At 38.3% G+C, this 23,847-nt stretch carries 16 protein-coding genes and 3 pseudogenes; 14 read left to right on the top strand and 5 right to left on the bottom strand.

The features are described 5' to 3' along the window. Window positions 1–63: 63 nt before the first annotated feature. The 5 genes and pseudogenes from AAHI02_RS14490 to mfd form a co-directional block, all read right to left on the bottom strand. Window positions 64–921 carry a hypothetical protein gene (locus AAHI02_RS14490; RefSeq protein ID WP_346983849.1) on the bottom strand — a complete coding sequence of 286 codons (858 nt, stop codon included), beginning with the start codon at window positions 919–921 and terminating at the stop codon, window positions 64–66. Between the two features lie 75 nt (window positions 922–996). Continuing rightward, window positions 997–1,746 (bottom strand): hypothetical protein, encoded by a 750-nt coding sequence (locus AAHI02_RS14485; protein ID WP_346983848.1) that lies wholly within the window; start codon window positions 1,744–1,746, stop codon window positions 997–999. A gap of 3 nt (window positions 1,747–1,749) precedes the next feature. Beyond that, window positions 1,750–2,571 (bottom strand): hypothetical protein, encoded by an 822-nt coding sequence (locus tag AAHI02_RS14480; RefSeq protein WP_346983847.1) that lies wholly within the window; start codon window positions 2,569–2,571, stop codon window positions 1,750–1,752. 20 nt (window positions 2,572–2,591) lie between these two features. Continuing rightward, entirely contained in the window at window positions 2,592–3,413 is an 822-nt protein-coding gene (locus tag AAHI02_RS14475) for a hypothetical protein (protein WP_346983846.1), read from the bottom strand. A 122-nt stretch (window positions 3,414–3,535) separates the two neighbouring features. Continuing rightward, window positions 3,536–6,906: pseudogene (gene mfd, locus AAHI02_RS14470) on the bottom strand (transcription-repair coupling factor). Between the two features lie 235 nt (window positions 6,907–7,141). Between mfd and AAHI02_RS14465 the strand changes: the two are divergent. From AAHI02_RS14465 to AAHI02_RS14400, 14 genes and pseudogenes are all read left to right on the top strand, one after another. Next, complete coding sequence (locus tag AAHI02_RS14465; RefSeq protein ID WP_346983845.1) at window positions 7,142–7,534, top strand: hypothetical protein; 393 nt, start codon at window positions 7,142–7,144, stop codon at window positions 7,532–7,534. Between the two features lie 196 nt (window positions 7,535–7,730). After that, window positions 7,731–7,919: a hypothetical protein gene (locus AAHI02_RS14460; protein ID WP_346983844.1), complete on the top strand. Its 189-nt coding sequence runs from the start codon at window positions 7,731–7,733 to the stop codon at window positions 7,917–7,919. Between the two features lie 152 nt (window positions 7,920–8,071). Then, a pseudogene (locus AAHI02_RS14455) lies at window positions 8,072–9,573 on the top strand (GH3 auxin-responsive promoter family protein). 69 nt (window positions 9,574–9,642) lie between these two features. Beyond that, window positions 9,643–9,831 carry a hypothetical protein gene (locus tag AAHI02_RS14450; protein WP_346983843.1) on the top strand — a complete coding sequence of 63 codons (189 nt, stop codon included), beginning with the start codon at window positions 9,643–9,645 and terminating at the stop codon, window positions 9,829–9,831. After that, entirely contained in the window at window positions 9,812–10,009 is a 198-nt protein-coding gene (locus tag AAHI02_RS14445; protein WP_346983842.1) for a hypothetical protein, read from the top strand. Before AAHI02_RS14450 ends, AAHI02_RS14445 begins: the two co-directional genes overlap by 20 nt. Before the next feature lie 94 nt (window positions 10,010–10,103). Beyond that, window positions 10,104–11,340, top strand: a pseudogene (locus AAHI02_RS14440) (MFS transporter). Between the two features lie 90 nt (window positions 11,341–11,430). Continuing rightward, window positions 11,431–12,093 (top strand): hypothetical protein, encoded by a 663-nt coding sequence (locus AAHI02_RS14435; protein ID WP_346983841.1) that lies wholly within the window; start codon window positions 11,431–11,433, stop codon window positions 12,091–12,093. A gap of 26 nt (window positions 12,094–12,119) precedes the next feature. Further along, window positions 12,120–14,153, top strand: a complete 2,034-nt coding sequence (locus AAHI02_RS14430) for a T9SS type B sorting domain-containing protein (protein ID WP_346983840.1) — start codon at window positions 12,120–12,122, stop codon at window positions 14,151–14,153. 147 nt (window positions 14,154–14,300) lie between these two features. Next, a complete protein-coding gene (locus AAHI02_RS14425) occupies window positions 14,301–15,815 on the top strand; it encodes a hypothetical protein (protein ID WP_346983839.1) in 1,515 nt (504 codons plus the stop codon). 355 nt (window positions 15,816–16,170) lie between these two features. Continuing rightward, window positions 16,171–16,650: a T9SS type B sorting domain-containing protein gene (locus tag AAHI02_RS14420; RefSeq protein ID WP_346983838.1), complete on the top strand. Its 480-nt coding sequence runs from the start codon at window positions 16,171–16,173 to the stop codon at window positions 16,648–16,650. Window positions 16,651–16,816: 166 nt separating this feature from the next. Further along, on the top strand, window positions 16,817–18,403 hold the full coding sequence (gene dnaB, locus AAHI02_RS14415; RefSeq protein ID WP_346983837.1) for a replicative DNA helicase: 1,587 nt from the start codon (window positions 16,817–16,819) through the stop codon (window positions 18,401–18,403). A 68-nt stretch (window positions 18,404–18,471) separates the two neighbouring features. Next, a complete protein-coding gene (rnhA, locus tag AAHI02_RS14410; RefSeq protein ID WP_042720186.1) occupies window positions 18,472–18,948 on the top strand; it encodes a ribonuclease HI in 477 nt (158 codons plus the stop codon). Window positions 18,949–19,110: 162 nt separating this feature from the next. Further along, window positions 19,111–21,312, top strand: a complete 2,202-nt coding sequence (locus tag AAHI02_RS14405; protein ID WP_346983836.1) for a gliding motility-associated C-terminal domain-containing protein — start codon at window positions 19,111–19,113, stop codon at window positions 21,310–21,312. Between the two features lie 136 nt (window positions 21,313–21,448). Beyond that, on the top strand, window positions 21,449–23,704 hold the full coding sequence (locus AAHI02_RS14400) for a T9SS type B sorting domain-containing protein (protein ID WP_346983835.1): 2,256 nt from the start codon (window positions 21,449–21,451) through the stop codon (window positions 23,702–23,704). Window positions 23,705–23,847 lie beyond the last annotated feature (143 nt).

The raw sequence follows: 23,847 nt of genomic DNA, 5'->3' as shown, positions 1-23,847 counted from the left end.
TTTTTTGAATAAAAATCATCTTTTTATTGCTTTTAAGGCAAAACTATTAAACATAATTTATACCTATAACGGTTTATATACATATTTAATTGCCTGACCCTGGTCTGAAACGGGATAATTTTGAGTATCATACAAATAACCTTTCGGCACACTCACTGGCTGTCCTGTAGGGTTGATTAAAGTGATTTTCCCTGGATTATTGGATGATAACCAACTAAAATTAACAGTAAATAATGTCCCTGTCACGATGAAGTATTCTTTGGGTAATGTTTTGTAAGGATTTATTTTTGAATCATAATTATCGTACGCATAAGACGTTGTCGTTGCCGTGGAAGTATCAGGATTTCCTCCGCTCATCAGCATGGTGGTGTGGTCCAGCTTTGCAACATTATTTGCAGCAAATGTAAATTTGTATTCCATATAATGGGTGTAGTTCGTAGTACTTCCCAGTTTCTTTTTTTCCACAATTCTGTACAGCTGCCCGTTTGCATCGTAATATACTGTGAAATCACTGTGGTTCGTGATCGACATGGCGGTCTGATCCATCGTTATTCCGGACAGCTTCCCGGAATCGTAAGTTAGGGTATAAAGATTATCTATAACATGCGGATTAACATTATCCTGATATTTTATTTTTGAAATTTTATCACCCGCATAGGTTACAGTGGCGGTAATGGTGTTGCTACTTGCTACATCTCTGATAAAAGCCTGAGAGAGAAAACCGGAGTTGGTAATATATTCTTCAATATTCACATTTCCGCTGGTGATTTTACTTAAAATCCTTGGCCCTGTGATGGTTGCCCCTGTTGAACTGTTATTATTGTTATTCTGGTTAGGCGGATCTTCTGTTGTATTGTCGCAGGAAACAGCAAAGCTCAGCGCTATAGCAGCAAGAGATGAAAGGATGTACTTTTTAAACATAAGTTATTAATTTTTAACGTCCAAATATAATTGATTTTCTGCGATCAGGGAATTAAATTTTAATGTAACCGATAATCATTGATAAGACTGCAGTACGGAGGTAGTAAGGATAGACTGTGACATTGTCGCATTGAGATAAGGATTGTTATCAGTAGCTGGTGTACCTATGCCTAATGTTCCGCCGTTCAACGTTCTTTTTATGCACGCTGCTTTTACCGAATAATTATTTTTCGGAGGAATATTAGTAAGTGTTGCATTCAGGTTAAAGATTTTATAAGATCCCTCCGGTCCCAATAAAACATCTGTTCTTACAGCTTTTAGCTTATTATCTAAGTAAATACCGCAGGCAAATCCTGATGAAGAATTTCCATTCCCCATTTTCTGTGCAGTAGTCTGAAAGGTAAATACAATTTTGTTGACGGCATTACTTACTGAGAATGTATATTCTGTGTCATTCAATACCTTCCAATCCGGGGTAATTTCAGAATTTTCAGTATATGGGACTGAATTCCCATCTTCAGTGAATCTAACCCCATTCTGATCTGTGGCTGTATTAATGAAAAACACAGACATACTGCCTTGTCCGTCGGCAATTTTTATTTCTTTCCAGTCGTTTACCGGAAGGTCGGCATTGTTATGAAAAATTCTTCCGGCTACACCTGCATTCCCCTGTACTGTATTTGTACCTCCTGTTCTCAGTGAACTTCTAACGTTAAGATCACCGTTAATATCCAAAGCGCCTACGGGATTTGCTTTTTTAATACCAATTTGTGCATTGGTATATACAAAAAGTAGAAATAAAAGTATTATAAATATTCTTTGCATAATTTAATTTATGATTGTATTAAATACCTGAGGGATTTCATAGACATCAACTCTAAGGAATGATTGTGCAATAAAGCTATTTATATTACTGTACACATTGGTTCCTATACCAAGTGTTGCGCTGGTATTATAAGATTTTAGCCTTTTACAGCCTACACTTATAGTATGTGTCCCTTTAGAAAGGTTTTGAGCCATTCCGATCTGATTATGGGTGATAAATGTATTTGTTGCCGAGCTTGCCTTAATATTTCTGAGTCTTATATTCGCCAGTTTATCGTCAATAAAAATCCCACAGGCATAATCTATGGAGCTGTCGGGATTTCCATTAGCACCAAAAGTACCCTGAACTACCGTCTCAAACTGGAAATATACTTTACTCTGCGCACTATATGCCTCAAACTGCTGTGACAATAATGGGATTTTTTTAAATGTATTCAATGAACTGAAATTGGTGTTCTTTACGAATAAAGAGGACAATGTGGATAATGCGGCAGCTGTAGCAGGTTCTTCATTAGAGTTGAAAGTAATCCCTACCATGTCTGAAAAGGAATTATTATAAATGAGAAAGAATTTATTTTGTTCATAATCCGGAATACGAAGGCTTTTCCACGCAGGTGGATATCCCTCACCCTGGGAAACCAGTATCTGGTCGTTGGTTCCCCCGAAAATTGTATTATCGTTCGTATTTAATACCGATAATTTTCCTCTGAGGTTCATATCACCATTCACATCAAGAATAGCTTTTGGAGACGCTGTCTTTATACCTATCTGCGCAGATATTGTAAATCCTGAAACAATTGATAAAAGTAAAATTAATCTTCTCATGCAGTATTGATTGTGTTTAGTTAATAAGTAATGAATTCAATAATGTCCATTTTAAATTCAGATTCTAAAATAAATGGATTGGAAATATAAGGATCAGAAGTCTGGTTTGCTAAATTCCTCCCAATAGAGAATGCACTGCCAGTGTTTGAAGAGATTATCTTCCGGCAAGCAACCTCTATCTGATGAGTTCCTATAACAACATCCTTTTCGGTATAATTAAGCGTAAAAATATAGTCTTGAAGACCGTTTTTTCCTACATTGTTGGTCGATGCAACTTTATCAGCCCGAACCGCTACCAGTTTTCCGTTTCTGAAGATTCCGCAGGCAAAAGTAACATTCTCAGAAACTGTAGGTGTTGGTGACCGCATTTCAACTCCTGTCTGGAACTGATAGGCAATCCTGTTATTACCATTTTTGATTTCGATGGCATTACTAAGGGCGCCTAATTTGACCCATAGACCTGTATTGGTATCATCAATATCATCTCCTACATTATTTTTATATACTGTCCCATTACTATCATTTGGAAAAGTAGTAATACCTACCTGATCTGAAAACAGATAAGAATTGGTAAGTTTGTATTGTCCTGCTTCCACCAAGGGTACATTCAAAGACTTCCATATGGGAGGCAAACCTTCTCCCTGCGAAACTAAAACCTGCCCGTTTAGCCCGGGATTCCCTACTTGTGTCGAAGTGCCACCTACTCTAAGCTCTTTTCTTAGTGTTGTTGTCCCATTCACATCTAGTGTGGCATTTGGTGAAGCTGTTTTAATCCCCACTTGCGCATTGCCGTGAGTGGCAAAAATGAATCCTGCTACAATGTTATATATATATCTTTTCATAATAATGACTGCAAATGTAATCAAAATCACAATAAGTAAAAATAACTTTTGCCTGAAATTAAAAGATTAATCGTGATAATGAATTCAATAAAAATAGAGTTAAAATTGAAAATGCATTTACATTAGCTCATTGTAAGCATCGATTTTAAAAGAGAGTTTACCTCATCTACATTATTCACTTTGTCTTTTCTCATCATCAGCTGATTACCCTCCTTACCTGTTTTTTCTTTCAGCTGAGCTTCAGCAGGATTTTTGGTGAGGTAATTGATAATATGACGGAATTTATCAGTTTGATAAAACTTATCCTGCGGATTTCCCGGGAAATACCCTAAAAACACACCGTTTTTCATGACGATCTTTTCAAAGCCGATCTCGGCTGCAAGCCATTTTAAGCTTACACTTTTTAATAGATTTATGGCTTCATCCGGCAGATTTCCGAATCGGTCTTTCAGTTCAGATTCAAACTTTTCAAGGCTCTTTTCATTGTCGATATCAGCCAGTTTCTGATACAGCAATAATCTTTCTTCTGTATTGGAAATATACCAGTCAGGCAACATCAGTTCAAGATCTGTATCAATATTGATGTCTTTTGTAGTTTTGAAGAGTTTATTTCTTTCTTCCTCATTTTCAAATAAATTCTCGAATTCCTGATCGTCTTTCAGCTCTTCCAGAGCTTCCTGCATTAATTTCTGATAGGTTTCAAATCCCATTTCATTAATAAATCCACTCTGCTCGGCACCCAGCAGATCTCCGGCTCCACGTATTTCGAGGTCTTTCATAGCAATCTGAAAACCGCTTCCCAAATCGGAAAACTGTTCAATCGCTTCCAGTCTTTTTCTGGCATCCGAGGTCATCATATCGTACGGCGGTGTGATCAGGTAACAGAATGCTTTTCTGTTGCTCCGTCCCACTCTTCCTCTCATCTGGTGGAGATCTGCCATTCCGAAACGCTGGGCATCATTAATAAAAATGGTATTGGCATTCGGAACATCCACCCCACTTTCTACGATTGTGGTAGAAACCAATACGTCATATTTTCCTTCCATGAAATCCAGGACATTTTTTTCCAGTTGCTTTCCTTCCATCTGTCCGTGACCGGTAATGACTCTTGCATCCGGAACCAGTCGCTGTATAAGCCCGGCGATCTCCTTGAGGTTTTCGATTCTGTTGTTAATAAAATATACCTGACCGTCACGCTGCAGCTCATAAGAAACAGCATCACGAATAATTTCTTCATTAAAGCCTACAAGCTGCGTATCAACAGGTTGCCTGTTTGGCGGTGGAGTTTTAATTACCGATAAATCTCTCGCAGCCATTAAAGAAAACTGAAGCGTTCTCGGAATAGGCGTCGCCGTCAATGTTAAGGTATCGACATTACTTTTTAGTGTTTTTAATTTATCTTTCACCGAAACTCCGAATTTGTGTTCCTCATCAATAATCAATAATCCCAAATCTTTGAATTTCACCGAACTTCCTGCCAGCTGGTGGGTTCCGATGACGATGTCAACTTTTCCGTTTTTAAGCGCTTCCAATGTTTCAGACTTCTGCTTTGCGGTTCTGAAACGGTTGATATAACTGACATTCACCGGAAAATCTTTGAGTCTTTCTTTAAAACTTCTGTAATGCTGAAAAGCAAGAATTGTCGTAGGCACAAGAACAGCCACCTGTTTACCGTCAGTTGCAGCCTTAAAAGCCGCACGGATAGCAACTTCAGTTTTACCAAAACCTACGTCTCCGCACACGAGCCTGTCCATCACCGTGTCGGCTTCCATATCTTTTTTTACATCAATAGTTGCTTTTTCCTGATCCGGAGTATCTTCATAAATAAAGCTCGCTTCCAGTTCATTCTGCAAATAAGAATCCGGTGTATAGGCAAATCCTTTGGCGGTTTTTCTCTGTGCATAAAGTCTTATAAGATCGAAAGCAATCTGCTTTACTTTTGCTTTTGTTTTTTGCTTTAAAGACTTCCAGGTTGGAGATCCGAGTTTGCTTAAAACCACTTCACGGCCTTCCGGGCCATTATATTTCGAGATTTTATGAAGAGAATGAATACTTACATACAGCAAATCTCCATTTTTATAGGTAAGTTTAAAACATTCCTGAATTTTACCGTCATTATTTACTTTTACCAATCCCATGAATTTTCCGATACCGTGGTCTATATGGGCAATATAATCACCAATTTTAAGAGACATTAAATCTTTTAACGTAAGCTGTTCCGACTTGGCAAAAGTGTTTTTAGCTTTATATCGCTGATAACGGTCAAAAATCTGATGATCCGTGTACACCAGCAATTTATGATTATGATCGACGAATCCTTCATGAAGTTCAGATTTAAAACTTTTAAAAGGAAGCTGATGCTCCAGCTCTTCAAAAATAGACTCCAGTCGTTCTTTCTGCTTTTCTCCCGAAAAAGAAATCCAGGTATCGAAACCTGCGTTCTGTTTTTCTTCAAGATCTTCAATCAACAATTCAAAATTCTTATGAAAAGACGGCTGCGGCACCTGGTCTATTTTAATCTCTTCAAGCTCAATAAGTCCTTCAATCGAAACGCTTCCGAAATCTACTGTTTTAAACTTTTTATAATCAAATAAAAATTCCTGATCGGAGATAAATAATTCCTGAGGACTTCTGTGGGCGATATCTTTACTTAGTGTTTCATATTTTTCCAACGCCTTTTCGTAGAAGGTTTTCAGCTTCTGCATACCGATGATTCCGTTTTTGGAAACTACTATACTTTCTTTAGGTAACAGCTGAAGTAAGGAAACCCGGCTTCCGGTTACCGTAAAATTCATATTGGAAACCAGCTGAAAATCGCTGACCTTGTCTACTGAAAGTTGTGTTTCGATATCAAAGGTTTTAATACTTTCAATCTCGTTCCCGAAAAAAAGTAATACGATAAGGCTTTTCATTAGAGAAAGAAAAAAACATCCACAATTCCTCCTCGCACAGAAAATTCTCCCGGCTCCGAAACAAAATCAGTCTGCTGAAAGCTGTAATGATTCAATAATTCATCAACAAAATCAAAATCAAGCTGATCTCCAACCTTAATATGATGCGAAATGGCTTTAAAATCTTCTTTCCTCAAAACCTTTTCAGAAAGCGCACCGGCATAGGCAACAATGACTTTCGGAGATTTTCCTGAGGTAATCTTATTAATGGCTTCAGTTCTTAAAACCAGATTGGCATTCTGCGTTTTTTCTACCTGATACGGTTCGAGATGAGTGGCAGGAAAATACAGCACTTTATCCTTTCCGAGGAGGTCTTCTACTTCCGTACTGGCATACAATGCGTCTTCTTTATCGTCAATGATATAGAGAATATGTTTTTTACGGCTAAGGAAAAGCTCTGCTACAAAGACAGAGGCAGCAGATCCTGCGCTGCCTTTTACGGATATATGTTGATGGTTTTCCAGCTGAATGAAAATTTCTTTCCCGAACTCTTTCTGAAGCAGATCCGGAAGAAACTTTTCGCTGATGGTTTTTAACTGCATAAATAATTCTATATAAACGGCAAAAGCGATTTCGGGAGTTTTCCGAAACCGTTTGATCTTCACAAAGGTACTACTTTATTTTTTTTCGGGAAAATGCGCAGCTTTATCTAGATCATTGCTAAAAATAAATTGCATTTTAATATTATACCTAAAATAAGTTAAAATAGATAACCTTTCCCCGAATGGCACATTGTTTGGAAACCTTACACTACCAAAATTAAAAGAAATTATTATTATGAAAAAAGCAATCAGAATTTTAGGAATGTTCGTCTTAGTATTTTTTGCAGTCACGGCAATTACATCATGCAGCGACGACGACGACCCTGCCAACAACGACTTTTTCGCAGGAACTTACAAAGGAAGTGTAGGATATACTGACGGAGACAACAACATCAGTTCAAATGACGGAAGTGTGTTTGTAACCAAAATTGCCAGCGGAACAAAGTACAATTTCGCCTTCTCCAACGGAATTCCAGACCTTAACGGAGTTGAATTTAACCAACAAGGTGATAATACACTGGTATCAGTAGGATCTACGGCAACATCGTATATCAGAATTGATAATAACGACTTAAAAATATTGTATATAAAAGACGGTAAAACGTGGACCGCTAATTGTACACGATAACCAACTTTTCACACATTATATCAGAGCCTGCTTTTCTTTATAAAGGAAAGCAGGTTTTGTTTGTAATGCCCTTTTGAGACTGGGTTGTTTAATCTTTTTTTAAGCTGTGATAAACTTTAGTTAAGTTTCTGAAATTGAGATTTCAGGTCGCAATTTTGCCTAACTTTGACTCAACAAACAAGAAAATATAATTCTTATGAAAAAGTTATTATCTGCAATGTCCATCGTATTAGGACTTGGCCTTGCAACAGCACAAAACACAACTCCAACTCCTCATCAAACTGCAAAACCGGCGAAAGCTGCAACAGCAAAAGTGAAAAAGGAGGAAAATGACAACAAAAGCAAAGAAAGTAAAAAACTTAAAAAAAGAAGAAAAGCACGATAAAAAAACATAAGGAAAACAAGTAAGACTCAACAATAGTTGTTATTTTCATAATCAAATTTCGAAGAACCGATGACCACTCATTCATCGGTTTTTTTGTTGGATATTGTCGTACAAATTGTTACAGATTCTTCAGTTATTTATAAATTTGAAGCATGGTAAACTTCCTAAAGAAAAATATAGCATTGCTGTGGGCAAAAAATCATGTAGGCAAAGCCGAAGAATTAAAAAAAAACGCTGAAAGCAATCAGGAAAAGCTGTTGCTTTCCCTGGTAGATACCGCAAAAAAAACACTTTTCGGGAGAGAGCATGATTTTGAAAATATTAAATCCGTACGCGATTTCCAGGAGAAAGTTAACATCTCAGATTACGAAGATCTGAAACCTTATATTGAAAGAGTAAAAAAAGGGGCAAGCCAATATTCTTTGGACAGATATTCCAGAATATTTTGCTAAAACTTCCGGAACAACATCCGGCTCAAAATATATTCCTATTTCAAAAGAAGGAATGCCATATCAGGTAAAAAGGAGCGCAGAGCGCACTTTTTCATTATATATCCAAAAAAAACAATGCAGATTTCGTCAATGGTAAAATGATATTTTTACAGGGCAGCCCCGAACTTGAAGAAGTTTTCGGAATAAAAACCGGCCGCCTTTCCGGGATTGTCGCACACCATATTCCAACATATCTGCAGAAAAACAGGCTGCCAAGCTGGGAAACCAATATTATGGAAGACTGGGAAGCCAAAGTTGACAAAATCGTAGAAGAAACGGAAAAAGAAAACATGACGCTGATTTCCGGCATTCCGCCATGGCTCATCATGTATTTTGAAAAACTGGTCGAAAAACATGGTAAAAAAATCAAGCAGATATTTCCTAATCTTCAGCTGATCGTCACCGGAGGGGTAAACTATGAGCCTTACCGCGATAAAATGGAAGAACTTTTGGGTGGTAAGGTGGATATCGTGCAGACTTTTCCTGCATCGGAAGGTTTTTTTGCATTTCAGGATGATTATACGAAAGAAGGATTGTTGCTTTTAACCAATCATGGTATATTTTATGAATTTGTTCCTTTGGAAGAATATGGCAAACCTGATGCTAGAAGATTAACTTTAAAAGAAATTGAAATCAATAAAGATTATGCTTTGATTTTAACAACAAATTCCGGTCTTTGGGCATACTCTATCGGTGACGTTGTGAGGTTTATCGATAAAAATCCACATAGAATTCTAGTGAGCGGAAGGACGAAACACTTTACATCTGCTTTCGGTGAACATGTGATTGCTTATGAAGTAGAAGAAGCCTTAAAAGCAACCCTGGAAAAATATCCCGCACAGATTACCGAATTTCATCTTGCCCCGAATGTAAATCCCAAGGAAGGCCTTCCTTATCATGAATGGTTTATTGAATTTGAAAAAGAGCCTGAAAATTTAGAATTATTCAAAAATGAGTTAGACGACCAGCTGAGAAAACGCAATAGCTATTATGATGATCTTATCTCCGGAAATATTCTTCAGAAATTGCATATTGCGAATTTAAAGAAAAACGCGTTTCATGAATATGCCAAATCACAGGGAAAACTGGGCGGGCAAAATAAAACACCAAGACTTGCCAATGACAGGAAAATTGCAGAATTATTGGAAATTTACAAACTTTAAGCATATTTTTTCAATTCCGGAAACGTATATTCGAAAAAAATTATAAATTTGGAAAACTAAAAAATAATAATGAAAGCATCTGTACTTTTAAAATCATCTTTACTGACATCTTTATTTGTAATTTCATCTTGTGCAACCACAAAATACAGTATGGATACTGCAAAAAATGATTATTCTAATCTTGAAGCAGGCAAAATGTACACTGTGATGATGAGAGATGGCTCAAAGAATCAAAAAAATGTTATTCCGGAATGTTGACGGCGACAATTTGATCGGAACTGCAGGCAAAAAAGACAGTACAGTTGTTACCATTCCAAAGTCTAACGTTGCGGCAGTAAGAGACAGCAGAAAAGCAAAAACGGTAATAGGAGCTACCGTGATCGGAGCAGCCGGTGTTGCAGCAATAGTGATAAGCGCTTCTCGCGCAGACAACTAAAATAGATTTTATCTTTTAGGAGTCATACAATTTTTCATTTAAAAATATACCATAACAATAGCCTTAAATCAATATTTGAGGCTATTTTTGCGAGATGATTTCGTTTACCCCGTTACAGACATTACAAAATGTCGAATTCAGAAACCTTCTTACGGGAAGATTTTTTATTGTTCTTGCTTTCAGAATGCTTGCCACTTTATTGGGATGGTGGGTATATCAACTAACGAAAGATCCCTTTTCAATAGGTCTTATCGGGCTTTCGGAAGTGATTCCGGCGGTAAGCTGTGCTTTGTACGCCGGTCATGTGATCGACATGAATGAAAAGAAAAGACTACTCTTAATCTGTAACTATACTTACATTTTTTTAATCGGCTTATTGCTGATTCCAGCATTTTTCAATGTAGAAATTCATTTTTCGGGGCATCAGATTACCTATTTCATTTACGGTGTCATTTTCTTTACAGGGATTGCCAGAGCTTTCATTGGCCCTATCGTTCCTTCTATGATTCCTAAAATTGTAAAAAAAGAAAATTTGCCGAATGCGGTTACTTTAAACCAGGCGACATTCCTTATTTCGTCTGTCTGCGGGCATGCTGCAGGCGGGTTTCTGATTGGTTATTTCGGCGTAAAATGGACACTGATTGTTATTATTTCATTAATATTTTTAGCTTCACTATTTTTCTTTCAGTTAAATAAACAATATTCCGAATACAAAAAAAGAGAATATTAACGTTATAGATAGTATGCGGGAGGGGATTTCTTATATTTTTAAAACCAAAGAAATTCTGGGAGCTCTTTGTCTTGATATGTTTGCCGTGCTTTTCGGAGGTGCTGTTGCGATGATTCCGGTATATGCTACCGATATTCTGAAAGTAGGTGCTGAAGGCTTCGGATTGCTGAATGCGGCATCAGATATAGGATCAATGTGTATCATTACCATCCTGTCGGTTATTCCGTTAAGGAAAAATCAGGGGAAAATCTTACTGGCTGTGGTTACGGGATTTGGGTTATGCATCATTGGTTTCGGATTATCCAGACTATATTGGCTTTCTTTCATGTTTTTAATGATGAGCGGAATGCTGGATGGAATTTCCGTGGTCATCAGAGGAACAATCGTTCAGTTGAAAACCCCGGATCATATCAGAGGAAGGGTGTTGAGTGTGAATTCAATATTCATAATGTCGAGCAATGAAATGGGACAGTTTGAGAGCGGACTTACGGCAAAATTAATGGGAGTGGTACGTTCCGTGATTTTCGGAGGAACGATGACTGTGCTGATTGCATTAATCGTAGGAGTAACCAATCCGAAGTTAAGAAAAATGCAATATTAGGACAATTTATATATTTTTTTTAAATTAATCTTAAAAACTTTAAATTAAAATTAATAATTTTTTATCTTTGTTTATAAAATATTTTCTATTATGGTAAAAAAACTATTCTTTTTATTTTCGTTAGCCGTGGGAGCATATAGCTATGCTCAGTCGTCTTATGAAAAAAGTCTGCCGACTCAAATTGCTAAGTTAGAGTCTGCAAAAAAATCTGAAGACTTTCAGCAGCCCAAAGATTTTTTTGTTAAATATGTCAATGCTCTCTCTAAAGGTACTGAAACAAAAAAAGAAGACTGGAGAGCTTATTATTACACAGCTTTATCATTAGTAAGAGCTGAGATAAGTTCTCAGCGGGAGGGTAAAATGTCAAACATTGATGAAACTTCAGCTCTAGCAGAAAAATACATTGCTGGAATATTTGTGAAAAATCCGAATAATGCAGAAGCAAATATTCTTTTATCACAAATTTATCTATTAAAATCATCAAATAATCCGACAGATCATGCTTCTTATCTGGCTAAAGCAAATGAATATTTGGCTAAAGCAGAGTCAGAAGACAAAAATAACCCAAGAATTGATGTGGTTAAAGGTGAAATTACCTTAAATTCTCCGGTAAAAAATGGAGGAGATAAAGAATTGGCAAAAACGTATTTCAATTCAGCCTTGGCTAAATTGAAATCTTATAGTAAGAAATCCAATCTTGACCCAAGCTGGGGAAAAGAAGATGCAAACTATTACCTATCTATTCTTAAATAATCATAATCAAGATAAACTCGACTATTATGAAAAAAATCTACCTTATATTATTACTCACTTTTTCACAAATCTTTTTTGCACAGTCTGATTGTGTTTCTGCAATACCTGTATGTGGAAATTCGGATGTCTCTTATTTCCCCACAGGTCCAGGAAACGTGGATGATCAGGTAGATGCTAACGGAAGTTGTTTGAACTTGAACGAACACTTCTCGGTATGGTATCAGTTCACAGTTGCAACATCCGGAACTTTAACTTTTGTAATTTCTCCTTCGGCTCCTTATAATGCGGATTATGATTTTGCGGTATATGGACCCAATAAAACCTGTGGTACTAAAGGTACCCCAATACGATGTAATTACGCAGGTGTACAACCTTTTCCAAACCAAACAGGATTACAGGTTGGTCTGCCGCCAGGTACACCCGGTGCGTTTGAACCGGCATTGAACGTTATAGCCGGTGAAAGCTATTATCTCGTTGTAGATAACTGGTCTGGTGCAAATGCGGCAATACCTTTTTCAATGACTTGGGGTGGTACTGCTACATTAACCTCACCATTTAATGATCCGGCAATTCAGCCTAATCCGTTTAACCCTATCGGAATTCCCGGGGCTGCGCCAGCAGATCCAAGAATCATAGAACTATGTAATATTAATGCACCATACAATTTCCAAAGTAATAGCAACAATATTATTAATGGAAATCCGAATTTCTTTGTAAAATATTATAGAACATCCAATGATGCTTTATCTGATGTAAATGAAATTACAGCACCAATTGTTGTAAATACTACAAATACATATTATTATACAATTCGTTATCAGGATCCAAGCAACCCTAATAACCCGACTAATAAATGCTTCAACATCAATCCATTTAAGTTTAAAGACATAACCTTTACAGCGACAGACGCCACTTTAACAGAATGTAGCAACAATAATAGTGGGGTGGCAACATATGATCTTACTTCGACAACATTATATACTCCAAACCCATTATATACCTATATTACCAAGTATTATCCAACACTTACAGATGCCAATAATGGGACTAATGAAATTACAACCCCATGGGCTTACACTTCGGCTACCGGAGAAGTATATGCAAAAATAACAACCAACTTAGGATGTTCTGATATTGCTAAAATTACTTTAAATTTCTTCCCAATTGTTACAGTAAATGAAGCAACCCTAAGATCATGTTTTATTGAAGCAAATCCGTCTACAGCAATGTTTAATCTTACGACAGCTGCAGTGACAGGGATGACAGGAGTAACTAAAGAATATTACCCTTCAGTTGCTGATGCGGTAAATGGCACCAACATTATTTCGAATTTCCAGACGTATATTGCTCCGACAGGCGTAGTATATGTAAAAGTGATCAATTCAAACGAATGCTATAATGTAGCTAAAGTAAATCTGGTTGTTCTTCCTCCCGTTTATTCAAATGTTCTGGAAGATAAAATAATCTGTATGGAAGACACGACTACATTGGATGCAGGTCCCGGATTTAACGGATATAAATGGAGCACCGGCGCTACTACCCGTACGATCAGTGACGTTACAGTAGGTACTTACTGGGTAGAGCTTAAAACAGGAGACTGTATTACAAGACAGACCGTGAAGGTTTATGCTTCCGAGCAACCTGTTGTTTCTAATGTTGACATTACAAACAATACAATTACTGTAAATGTAATCGGAGGAGCTGCTCCTTACAAATATTCTCTTGACGGCATCAACTGGCAGGATTCAAATGAATTTAAGAATGTACCAAGAGGTGATAATACAGTATATGTAAAAGACGGCTACGATTGTGATCCTATTACAATAACTGTAGTTGTTCCTAATCTGGTAAATGTTATTACTCCGAACGGAGACGGCGTAAATGATGTGATAGACTATTCAGCTTTGGCCAGCAAACAAAACTTAGTACTGAGTATCTACGACAGATATGGCGTAAAAGTAGGACAGGCAGATAAATTCAGCGCATACAAATGGGACGGAACCACAGGAGGTAAAAAAAGTACCTACCGGAACCTATTGGTACAGCGTAACATGGAATGAAAATGACAAGAAAAACACACCATTCAAATTCTCAGGATGGGTAATGGTAAAAAACAGAGAATAGAATACTAAATATTGTAGAAAAACCGCTTTCTCAAGCGGTTTTTTTCACATACAGAATTAATTAAATAATAAAAAGAATCTATAATGAAGAAATTACTACTACTGACTGTTTTATTTTTCTCACAGATGTTTTTTTCACAGTCGGATTGTATTTCGGCTATTCCGGTTTGCGGAAACTCAGATATTTCTTATAATCCAAGCAGTTCAGGTACTGTTCCGGAAGCAACTTCCGGCAGCTGTCTGGCCGATGAACATTTTTCCGTATGGTATAAATTTACAGCAGCCACTTCAGGAACTATTGAATTTACAATTAATCCGAACACCGTTCCCGGTGTAACACATTATGACTATGATTTTGCGGTTTACGGACCCAATATCGATTGTGCCACATGGGATTTTGGTGATGCCATAAAATGTAACTTCTCCGGAGAAAGCGGTGCTACCGGATTGAGTTCAACAATAACGGGAGCCCCATGGGAAACTCCACTGAATGTCATTGCAGGAGAAACATACTATTTGCTTATTGATAATTATATTCCCAGCAATCCTTACGGATTCGCATTGACATGGGGAGGAACAGCTTCTTTAACTTCGGTATTTAATGACCCTGCGTTGACACCAAACCCTTTCATTACTCCGGGAACACCGGCTGCAAACCCGGCTAACCCGAATGAAATTTTAAAGTGTGCCCTGCCTACAATGTTTGATTTCAGCACATTATCTGCAGGAATTATCAATAACAATCCCAACTTCACGGTAACTTATCATTTATTGAGTAATGATGCCATTACAGGAGCAGCACCTATCACAACCCCTATAATGGTAGATGCCACAAGTATATATTATTACAGATTGAAATATACGGATCCTGCTAATCCGAACAATCCGCTGAATGGTTGTTTCCAGGTAGGAAGGTTTAAATTCAGGTCAGGTAATATCGTTGTACAGAACGCAACCATTACAGCCTGTAACTATGACAATACCGGCATAGGTTATTTTGATTTAAATTCTGCAAACGTCTACGACCCTACAAACGTTACCAAAAAGTATTATCCTACCATGGCAGATCTTAATGCAGGAACCAATGAAATCACCAACCCTAACTATGCATCTTCTGCTCCAAAAACAGTATTTGTAAAAATTACTACTTCAGAAGGTTGCGTAGGAACTGGGCAGATAACCCTGCAATTCTTGCCTGCACTTGATGTAGTGCCAACCACAGTAAAAGCATGTAATAACAATAATGCGGGAACAGGAGTTTTCAATTTGACAGCAGCAAATGTTTACCCGACATCAACGAACGTTACAAAAAAATACTTCCCGACCCTTGCAGATCTTAATGCAGGAACCAATGAAATCACAAACCCTGCAACTTTTACTTCTATTGCTCCGAGAACAGTATATGTAAGAGTGAGAACACCTCAAGGTTGTACAGGATATAATCAGATAACCTTACAGTTTTATCCGGTTGTTGTTGTAAATGATGCTTCTATTGAAGAATGCTTTATCGAATCAAATGTTACATCCGCTTTGTTTGATTTAACTAAAGCCAATGTAACATCGCAAACAGGTATTACAAAAAAAGTATTACAAAACTGAAGCTAACGCTATTGCGGGAGTTAATGAAATCCTGAGTTCTCAAGCTGAAGCTTACATCTCAGAAACAGGTGTTGTATATGTAAAAGTAATAAGTGAAAATGACTGTTATGCAATTGCTAAAATAAACCTGAAAGTTTTACCTCCGGTACAATCCAGCGTTCTGAAAGATAAAATCATCTGTATCGAAGATAAGACAACTTTAGACGCAGGACCAGGATTTGATGGCTATGAATGGAGCACAGGAGCGACAACTCAGTCAATTTCCAACGTAGGAGCTGGGGCTTATTGGGTTAAATTAAAAACCGGAAAATGCTGGACTTTACAGCTTGTAAAAGTAAATGCTTCCGTACAGCCGGTGATTACTAACATTGAAATCAATAATGATTCATTTACAGTAACCGCAAATGGAGGAAAAGGACCTTACCAGTATTCACTTGACGGAATCAACTGGCAGGATTCAAACGTCTTCACAGGTCTTCCGAGAGGTGAAAATAAAGTCTATGTGAAAGATGCTTACGACTGTAATCCTATCAGTGTTCAGGTAACGGTTCCTAATCTGATCAATGCGATCACACCAAACGGAGACAACAAAAATGACTTTATCGATTATTCGGCACTGGCATATAAGAAAAATGTAGTATTCACAGTTTATGACCGATACGGAAACATGATGTACCGTGCAGATAAAATCCGAAACTATACATGGGACGGAACTTCCAATGGTAAGAAAATCTCAACAGGAACTTACTGGTACACCATCACATGGACAGAGAATGATAAAAACAATACCGAAACCAAATATAGCGGTTGGGTATTGGTAAAGAACATTGAATAAATGAAATGTCTAATTTTAAATATAAAATCACCTCTTTTAAGGGGTGATTTTTTTTATGCACATCAACACGACAGCCCGCCGATATTATATCGAAGCTACCTTATGTTTATAAATTGTTGAATACTATTTTTTAATTGCTTTTCAAAAAAACTATCTTTGCAGAACTATGGCGCAGAAAGAAACACTATCTTCATTGACGAACGGAAACTTTGCAAAAGAACTCTCCATTGCCGATGGTAAAATGCCTCCAAACGCACTGGATTTCGAGAGACTGGTTATCGGAACTTTTTTAATTGATAAGAAAGGGCTCGATCATTCTATCGATTTGCTGACGCCCGAAGTATTTTATGATCCGCGACATCAGGTAATATTTTCTACCATTTTAAAACTCTATGAAGGGAACCAGCCTGTTGATTTAATGACCATCATTCAGGATTTAAAGAAAGACGGAAAATTAAACCTGGCCGGAGGAGACAGCTATATCATTGATCTTACGATGGGTGTAAGTTCATCTGCTCATATTGAATATCACGTTCGTGTTATCCTTGAAAAATATATCTTAAGAAGCTTAATTAATGTTTCAGCAAACGTGATTGATGCTTCCTATAAAGAATCTACCGACGTTTTTGAACTTTTAGACAAAGCCGAACAGTCATTCTTTGAAATCACCAACGGAACTATCAAAAAAGGATTTGATACCGCCAATTCATTGGTAAAACAGGCTATCGAAACCATTAAATCATTAAAAGATAAAGAAGGACTTTCCGGAGTTCCTTCAGGATTCCGGGATGTAGATAAAGAAACCGGAGGATGGCAGAATTCCGACCTTATCATTATCGCGGCACGTCCGGCGATGGGGAAAACAGCATTTCTTCTTTCGATGGCAAGAAACATTGCGGTAGGTCACAAAATCCCAATGGCACTATTCTCTCTCGAGATGGCTTCCGTACAGCTAATCACAAGGATGATCGCCTCCGAAACAAGAATTTCTTCAGAAAAATTAAGAAAAGGAACTTTGGACGATGAAGAATGGCAACGGCTATTCTCCAACGTATCAGAACTGGAAAATGCCCCTTTATATATTGACGAAACACCATCCCTTTCAATATTCGATTTCCGGGCAAAATGCAGACGACTGGTGATGCAGCATGGAGTAAGAATCATCATGGTCGATTACCTTCAGCTGATGACTGCCGGTGGTGGTGGAAAAGGAACCGGAAACCGTGAGCAGGAGATTTCTATGATTTCACGTTCACTGAAAGCCATTGCAAAAGAACTTAATGTGCCGGTGATTGCCCTTTCCCAGCTTTCCCGTAGTGTGGAAACACGTCCCGGAAAAAGACCTCAGCTTTCTGACCTTAGGGAATCCGGAGCGATCGAGCAGGATGCGGATATCGTATCCTTCATTTTCCGTCCGGAATACTATAAAATTACCGTTTGGGATAATGACGAAGAAGGCCAGGAAACATCAACCGAAAACCAGGCCGAGCTTATCATTGCAAAACATAGAAATGGTGCAACAGCCGATGTAAGATTATCTTTCTTAAAGCATTTTGCTAAATTCGGAGATGTGGAAGCAGCTTTTGATGGCGGCGGCGGATATCCTTCCAATTTCGGTTCTAATGAACCGAGCGGTTTTGATAAAATCAAAACGACCATTCAGCCGGGAGCGGCATTTGATCTTCCGAATAATTCCCAGGTATCAGGATCTTCGATGAATGATTTTGATGACGACGATGATTTCCCTTTTTAAAATAAAGACCAGGATTTAGATTAAAGATACAAGTCTAAATCTTAGCCTTAATCTCAGCCTCAACCTTAATGAAAATAGAAATATACACTGACGGAGCGTGCAGCGGAAATCCCGGAAAAGGCGGATACGGAATTCTCATGCGCGTACCTGAAAAAAACTATCAGAAAACATTTTCAAAAGGTTTCAGGAAAACAACAAACAACCGTATGGAGCTTCTGGCGGTAATCACTGCTTTGGAAAAGTTGAAATCTCCGGAAAACGATATTCATATTTATACTGACAGCAAATATGTGGCAGACGCCATTAACCAGAACTGGCTGGCCGGATGGATCAAAAGAGGCTGGAAAAATGTCAAGAACCCAGACCTTTGGAAAAGATTTGTGGTACTGTATAATCTGCACAAACCAAAAATGCACTGGATCAAAGGTCATGCAGGACATTTTGAGAACGAGCTTTGCGATAAACTTGCAGTAACTGCTGCTGCATCAGCCAATTTGGAGGTAGATGAGTATTTTGAAAATCAGGATAATAATTCTTTATTTTAATTTATATCCAAACTAAACTCCGCTAAAAAGTTTTCAGTATTTTGCCTTTTAACTTATCATTTATTGTAAAATTACCATCAATCCCCTCAAAATTAACATTAAATATACATTTATTGATTGGGATTTAATATCTTTGACACGTCTAATTTAAGTGTCTAATAAATGAATAAGAAAATCTATCTCCTTTTTTTTCTGAATTTACTGCTGTTTTTTCCGCAATATTTTTCCTCTCAAACCTATCAGCTTACAGGAAGTCCTGTGAATACAACAGGTTGGACGATGGTTGCGCCCACTGTAGTGAATACAGATTTTGTACAGCTAACCCCGGACACCAACAACCAATCCGGATCTATACGTCTCAACGACCCTATCAACCTGAAATATTGCGATAAATGGAGAGTAGAGTTTGATTTCAGAATGGATTCCAATCAGACTGCCAATGGTGACGGTATTGCTTTTTGGTATCTTGCCAATCCGCCGATTGCCAGCGTACTTGGTTCAGGTCTTGGGGTATCTCAGAATGCAGTAGGTTTTATCGTAGGTTTTGACACCTACAACAATACCACTACTGCGGTAATGAGTAAAGTACACGTTGCGTACGGGCAAGTAGCCAACACAACAGATAATAATAATGTTGAATTCTTCAATACTGCAGGAAGTTCTTTCCACTCACCGGATATGAACACTACGCTTCCTTTTCAGGGAACGACTTATAAACATGTTGAGGTAACTGCAGAGGTAGATCCTGCTGCTCCGGCAAACTGGATCGTAAAAATAACGATAGACGGAAACGTGATCTGCAACCAGTCTTTTGCACCTGCAGGAGCCGCAGCCGCAGCAATGACGGTAGGCTATTTCGGATTCTCGGCTTCTACCGGAGGAAACAGATCAAGACATTCTATTAAAAATGTAAAGGTTTATATTGATAAAGTAGCTATTAATCAAGCTACTGTGACAGATACTTTTTGCCCCAATCCTTCTACCGGTCAGGGAACGGTAAACTTAACGAATTATCAAAGCCAGTTTGTAACTAATCCTGCAAACTACACGTTTTCATACAGTGTATCAGGAACACCGGTTTCAAATCCTAATAACTTTCAGTTCAGTGCCAATACAACGGTCTCGGTATTGATTAAAGATAATTCGGGAATTCTGTGTGATAACCCTGATGGTAAAATACAACTTAATCTTTCGCCATTTACGGCTACACCGGCTACCCTTACGGCATGTAATAACAACAATGCAGGAACTGCAACATTCAATCTTACTCAGGCTAACGTTAATGAACCTGCAGGATCAACAAAGAAATATTATAAAACATTGAATGATCTGAACGCCGGCGTCAACGAAATTACAAACTTTGCAAATTATGTATCCGCTGCAGGAGTTGTATATGTAAAAGTAACTACACCATTGGGATGTGTAGGTTCTGCACCGATCACACTGGCATTTTTCCCGCCCATTGTATCGAATGATGCAACGATAGAATCTTGTTTCATTGCAAGCGCGCCTACAACAGCTTCTTTCGACCTGACGCAGGCCAATGTGACTTCAGCATCAGGTATTACGAAAAAATATTATAAAACAGAGGCTGACGCACTTGCTGAAACCAACGAAATTGTACCCGCCAACAATTATATTTCAACATCATCCACGGTTTATGTCAGAATTACCAATCTTGCAGGATGCTATATAATTGTTAAAATAACACTGAAAGTTTTGCCTCCTGTTTATTCTTCAGTATTAATGGATAAAACAATCTGTATCGATGATAAAACAACTCTTGATGCAGGTGCAGGTTTTGACACTTATCTATGGAGTACAGGAGAAAACACCCAGACTATTCAGGATGTAACCCCTGGTTTATATTGGGTTCAGCTGAAAACAGGAAGATGTACAACGATGCAGATGGTAAGGGTAAATGCTGCGCCACAGCCTGTAATTGCGAATATCGATATTACCAACAATACCATTACCGTTAATGTAAAAGGAGGAAAAGCTCCTTATAAATACTCTCTGGACGGTGTAAACTGGCAGGATTCCAATATATTCACGGGGCTTGCAAGAGGTGAAGTGGTAGTGTATGTAAAAGATGCTTACGATTGTACTCCGATTCATGTACAGATTACCGTTCCGAATCTTCTCAATGCCATCACTCCAAATGGTGACAATAAAAATGATTATATTGACTATTCTGCGCTCGCATACAAGAAAAACCTTGTTTTCACGATCTATGACAGATACGGAAACAAAATGTATGAAGCCGACAAGCTCAGAAATTACACATGGGACGGAACCAGCGGTGGTAAAAAAAGTGATTACCGGAACTTACTGGTACACCATTACCTGGAACGAAAACGATAAAAACAATACTCATACCACTTACAACGGCTGGGTATTGGTAAAAAAACAGAGAATAATTTCACAAAAAGATCACTCCGATTTGCGGGTGGTCTTTTTTTTAAACTTTTAGAAAAAGCTAAATAACACCATCTACTCCATGAAAAATAACCTGCTTTCTTGTCTACTTTTGATTTTCATCGGTCTGTCCTGCAAATTTTCTGCACAGACCTATCAGCTTACCGGAAACCCTGTTAATACTACAGGTTGGGATCTTGTTTCCAGTGCTGCGGTAAATACAGATTTTATTCAGCTTACACAGGATGTCGGAGGCCAGTACGGAGCGATAAAGCTTCAGAGTCCGATTAATCTAAAATATTGTGACAAATGGAAAGTAGAGTTTGATTTCAGAATCGACGGAAACGGTACTGCACAGTACGGAAGAGGCGACGGATTCACATTTTGGTATCTGGCCAATCCGCCAACAGGATTTGTTTCGGGAGGAGGACTTGGGATTCCGGCCAATGCCAGCGGTCTGATGGTAGGTTTTGACATCTTCAACAATTCTACGGAAGGGCAGATGAGCAAAATTCACGTTCTGTACGGAACCAATAATGGACTGAATAACAATATCGAGTACAACAATACGGCAGGAAGTACATTCCATTCTCCTGATCTTAATCCTACCCAGCCTTTTGTGGGTGCAACCTACAAGCATGTAGAAGTAAACGGAGAAACAGATCCTGCCAATCCCACCAGCTGGCTCATTAAGATAAGAATAGATGGTGTCGTGATTGTGGATCAGTCTTTTGCCCCTTCAGGAGGCGCCGTAGGAATGACAACAGGATATTTTGGATTCTCCGCTGCAACCGGAGGAGCAAGCGCAAGACATTCCATTAAAAATGCAAAAATTTATATTGATAAAGTTCCGATCTTAACCAATAGCATTAATCCTTTTGTCTGCGTAAATCCTTCTACCGGAAACGGAACAGTGGATTTAACTTCATTTCAGAATCAGTTTGCGGCTAATCCTGCGAACTATACTTTTAGCTATTTCGGACCGGGAGGAACGCCAATTACCAATCCTTCCAATTATCAATATTCTACTGGCACAACTACCATTACGGTAGTGGTAAAAGATCCCTCTTCCACGCTATGTGATAATGGCGATGGAACCATTGTGCTGACACCAAGTCCGTTTGCAGCAAATGATGTAACACTGACAGGGTGCAACAATAATAATGCAGGCGGGGCAATTTTTGACCTTACTTCAGCGGCCTTATCATCTGTTCCCGGAAGTACGGCTGTATTTTATAATACGATGTATGATCTGAATAATCACCTCAACCCTATTGCCAATCCTGCAACTTATCTTTCGCCTGCAGCTACGATTTATGCTCAGGTTACTACACCGCAAGGATGTACAGACGTTGCACAGATCACGCTGGCGCTGTTTCCTGTTGTAGAAGTTCAGGAAGCAACTTTGCGGGCATGTGCCATTGAAACCAATCCTTCAACAGGGCTATTCAATCTTACTACAGCTCCTGTAACCACCCAGACCGGAACGACCAAGAAATATTATCCTTCTTTAGCAGATGCCCTGAACGGAACTAATGAAATTTTAACATTTTCATCCTATATCTCTCCGAACGGAGTGATCTATATCAAAGTGACAAATGCAAACGGATGTTATGCCGTTGCCAAGGTTAATTTAATCGTTATTCCTCAGGTATTTTCTACCACCCTGGAAGACAAGATTATTTGCATGGAAGACACTACAATTCTGGATGCAGGACCAGGATTTACGGGCTACGAATGGAGTACCGGCGCCACTACCAGAACAATAACAGCAGGAGTAGGCGTGTACTGGGTGAAGCTAAAAACAGGAAACTGCGTGGCCACTCAGACCGTGAAAGTATACGCCTCTGATCAGCCTGTAATCACCAGTGTTGACATTTCCAATACAACAGTTACCGTATATGTAAATGGAGGCACTGCGCCATACAAATATTCCACAGATGGGATCAACTGGCAGGATTCTAATGAATTTAAAAATATGCCGAGAGGAGACAGCCGTATCTATGTGAAAGACGCCTATGATTGCAACCCTATTGATATCGGCATTGTCGTTCCGAACATGATTAATGTTATTACCCCGAACGGAGACGGCATTAATGATGCTATTGACTATTCCGCTCTTGCAGGAAAGCAGAATCTGGTATTCAATGTTTACGACCGGTACGGAACAAAGATTCATCAAGCCGACAAATCCAACCTATACAGATGGGACGGAACACAGGCAGGAAGAAAAGTCCCTACAGGAAGCTATTGGTATTCCGTATCATGGAATGAGAATGACAAGAAGAATACTGCTGTAAAATATTCAGGCTGGATTCTTGTAAAAAACAGAGATTAATTATTTGAAATATATTCAGTGAAGATCACTTCATCTTTTTGAAGTGGTCTTTCATTAAACAAAAGAGGTTTTGGATACACATTATCTACTCATAAGGTCTATGAACACTAAGGATACCACGAATGCGTTGAAAATTTAATTAC

This window comes from Chryseobacterium sp. POE27 (genome assembly GCF_039727685.1).
In the GTDB taxonomy this organism is placed as follows: domain Bacteria; phylum Bacteroidota; class Bacteroidia; order Flavobacteriales; family Weeksellaceae; genus Chryseobacterium.
The sequence above is the reverse complement of the archived record's forward strand: the minus strand, read 5'-3'. Positions and strand labels throughout refer to the sequence as shown.

Bases quoted from the DNA above. Each gene is read 5' to 3' on its own strand.
- AAHI02_RS14490 (WP_346983849.1), bottom strand. From the start codon at position 921: ATGTTTAAAAAGTACATCCTTTCATCTCTTGCTGCTATAGCGCTGAGC.
- AAHI02_RS14485 (WP_346983848.1), bottom strand. From the start codon at position 1,746: ATGCAAAGAATATTTATAATACTTTTATTTCTACTTTTTGTATATACC.
- AAHI02_RS14480 (WP_346983847.1), bottom strand. From the start codon at position 2,571: ATGAGAAGATTAATTTTACTTTTATCAATTGTTTCAGGATTTACAATA.
- AAHI02_RS14475 (WP_346983846.1), bottom strand. From the start codon at position 3,413: ATGAAAAGATATATATATAACATTGTAGCAGGATTCATTTTTGCCACT.
- AAHI02_RS14465 (WP_346983845.1), top strand. From the start codon at position 7,142: ATGAAAAAAGCAATCAGAATTTTAGGAATGTTCGTCTTAGTATTTTTT.
- AAHI02_RS14460 (WP_346983844.1), top strand. From the start codon at position 7,731: ATGAAAAAGTTATTATCTGCAATGTCCATCGTATTAGGACTTGGCCTT.
- AAHI02_RS14450 (WP_346983843.1), top strand. From the start codon at position 9,643: ATGAAAGCATCTGTACTTTTAAAATCATCTTTACTGACATCTTTATTT.
- AAHI02_RS14445 (WP_346983842.1), top strand. From the start codon at position 9,812: ATGTTATTCCGGAATGTTGACGGCGACAATTTGATCGGAACTGCAGGC.
- AAHI02_RS14435 (WP_346983841.1), top strand. From the start codon at position 11,431: ATGGTAAAAAAACTATTCTTTTTATTTTCGTTAGCCGTGGGAGCATAT.
- AAHI02_RS14430 (WP_346983840.1), top strand. From the start codon at position 12,120: ATGAAAAAAATCTACCTTATATTATTACTCACTTTTTCACAAATCTTT.
- AAHI02_RS14425 (WP_346983839.1), top strand. From the start codon at position 14,301: ATGAAGAAATTACTACTACTGACTGTTTTATTTTTCTCACAGATGTTT.
- dnaB (WP_346983837.1), top strand. From the start codon at position 16,817: ATGGCGCAGAAAGAAACACTATCTTCATTGACGAACGGAAACTTTGCA.
- rnhA (WP_042720186.1), top strand. From the start codon at position 18,472: ATGAAAATAGAAATATACACTGACGGAGCGTGCAGCGGAAATCCCGGA.
- AAHI02_RS14405 (WP_346983836.1), top strand. From the start codon at position 19,111: ATGAATAAGAAAATCTATCTCCTTTTTTTTCTGAATTTACTGCTGTTT.
- AAHI02_RS14400 (WP_346983835.1), top strand. From the start codon at position 21,449: ATGAAAAATAACCTGCTTTCTTGTCTACTTTTGATTTTCATCGGTCTG.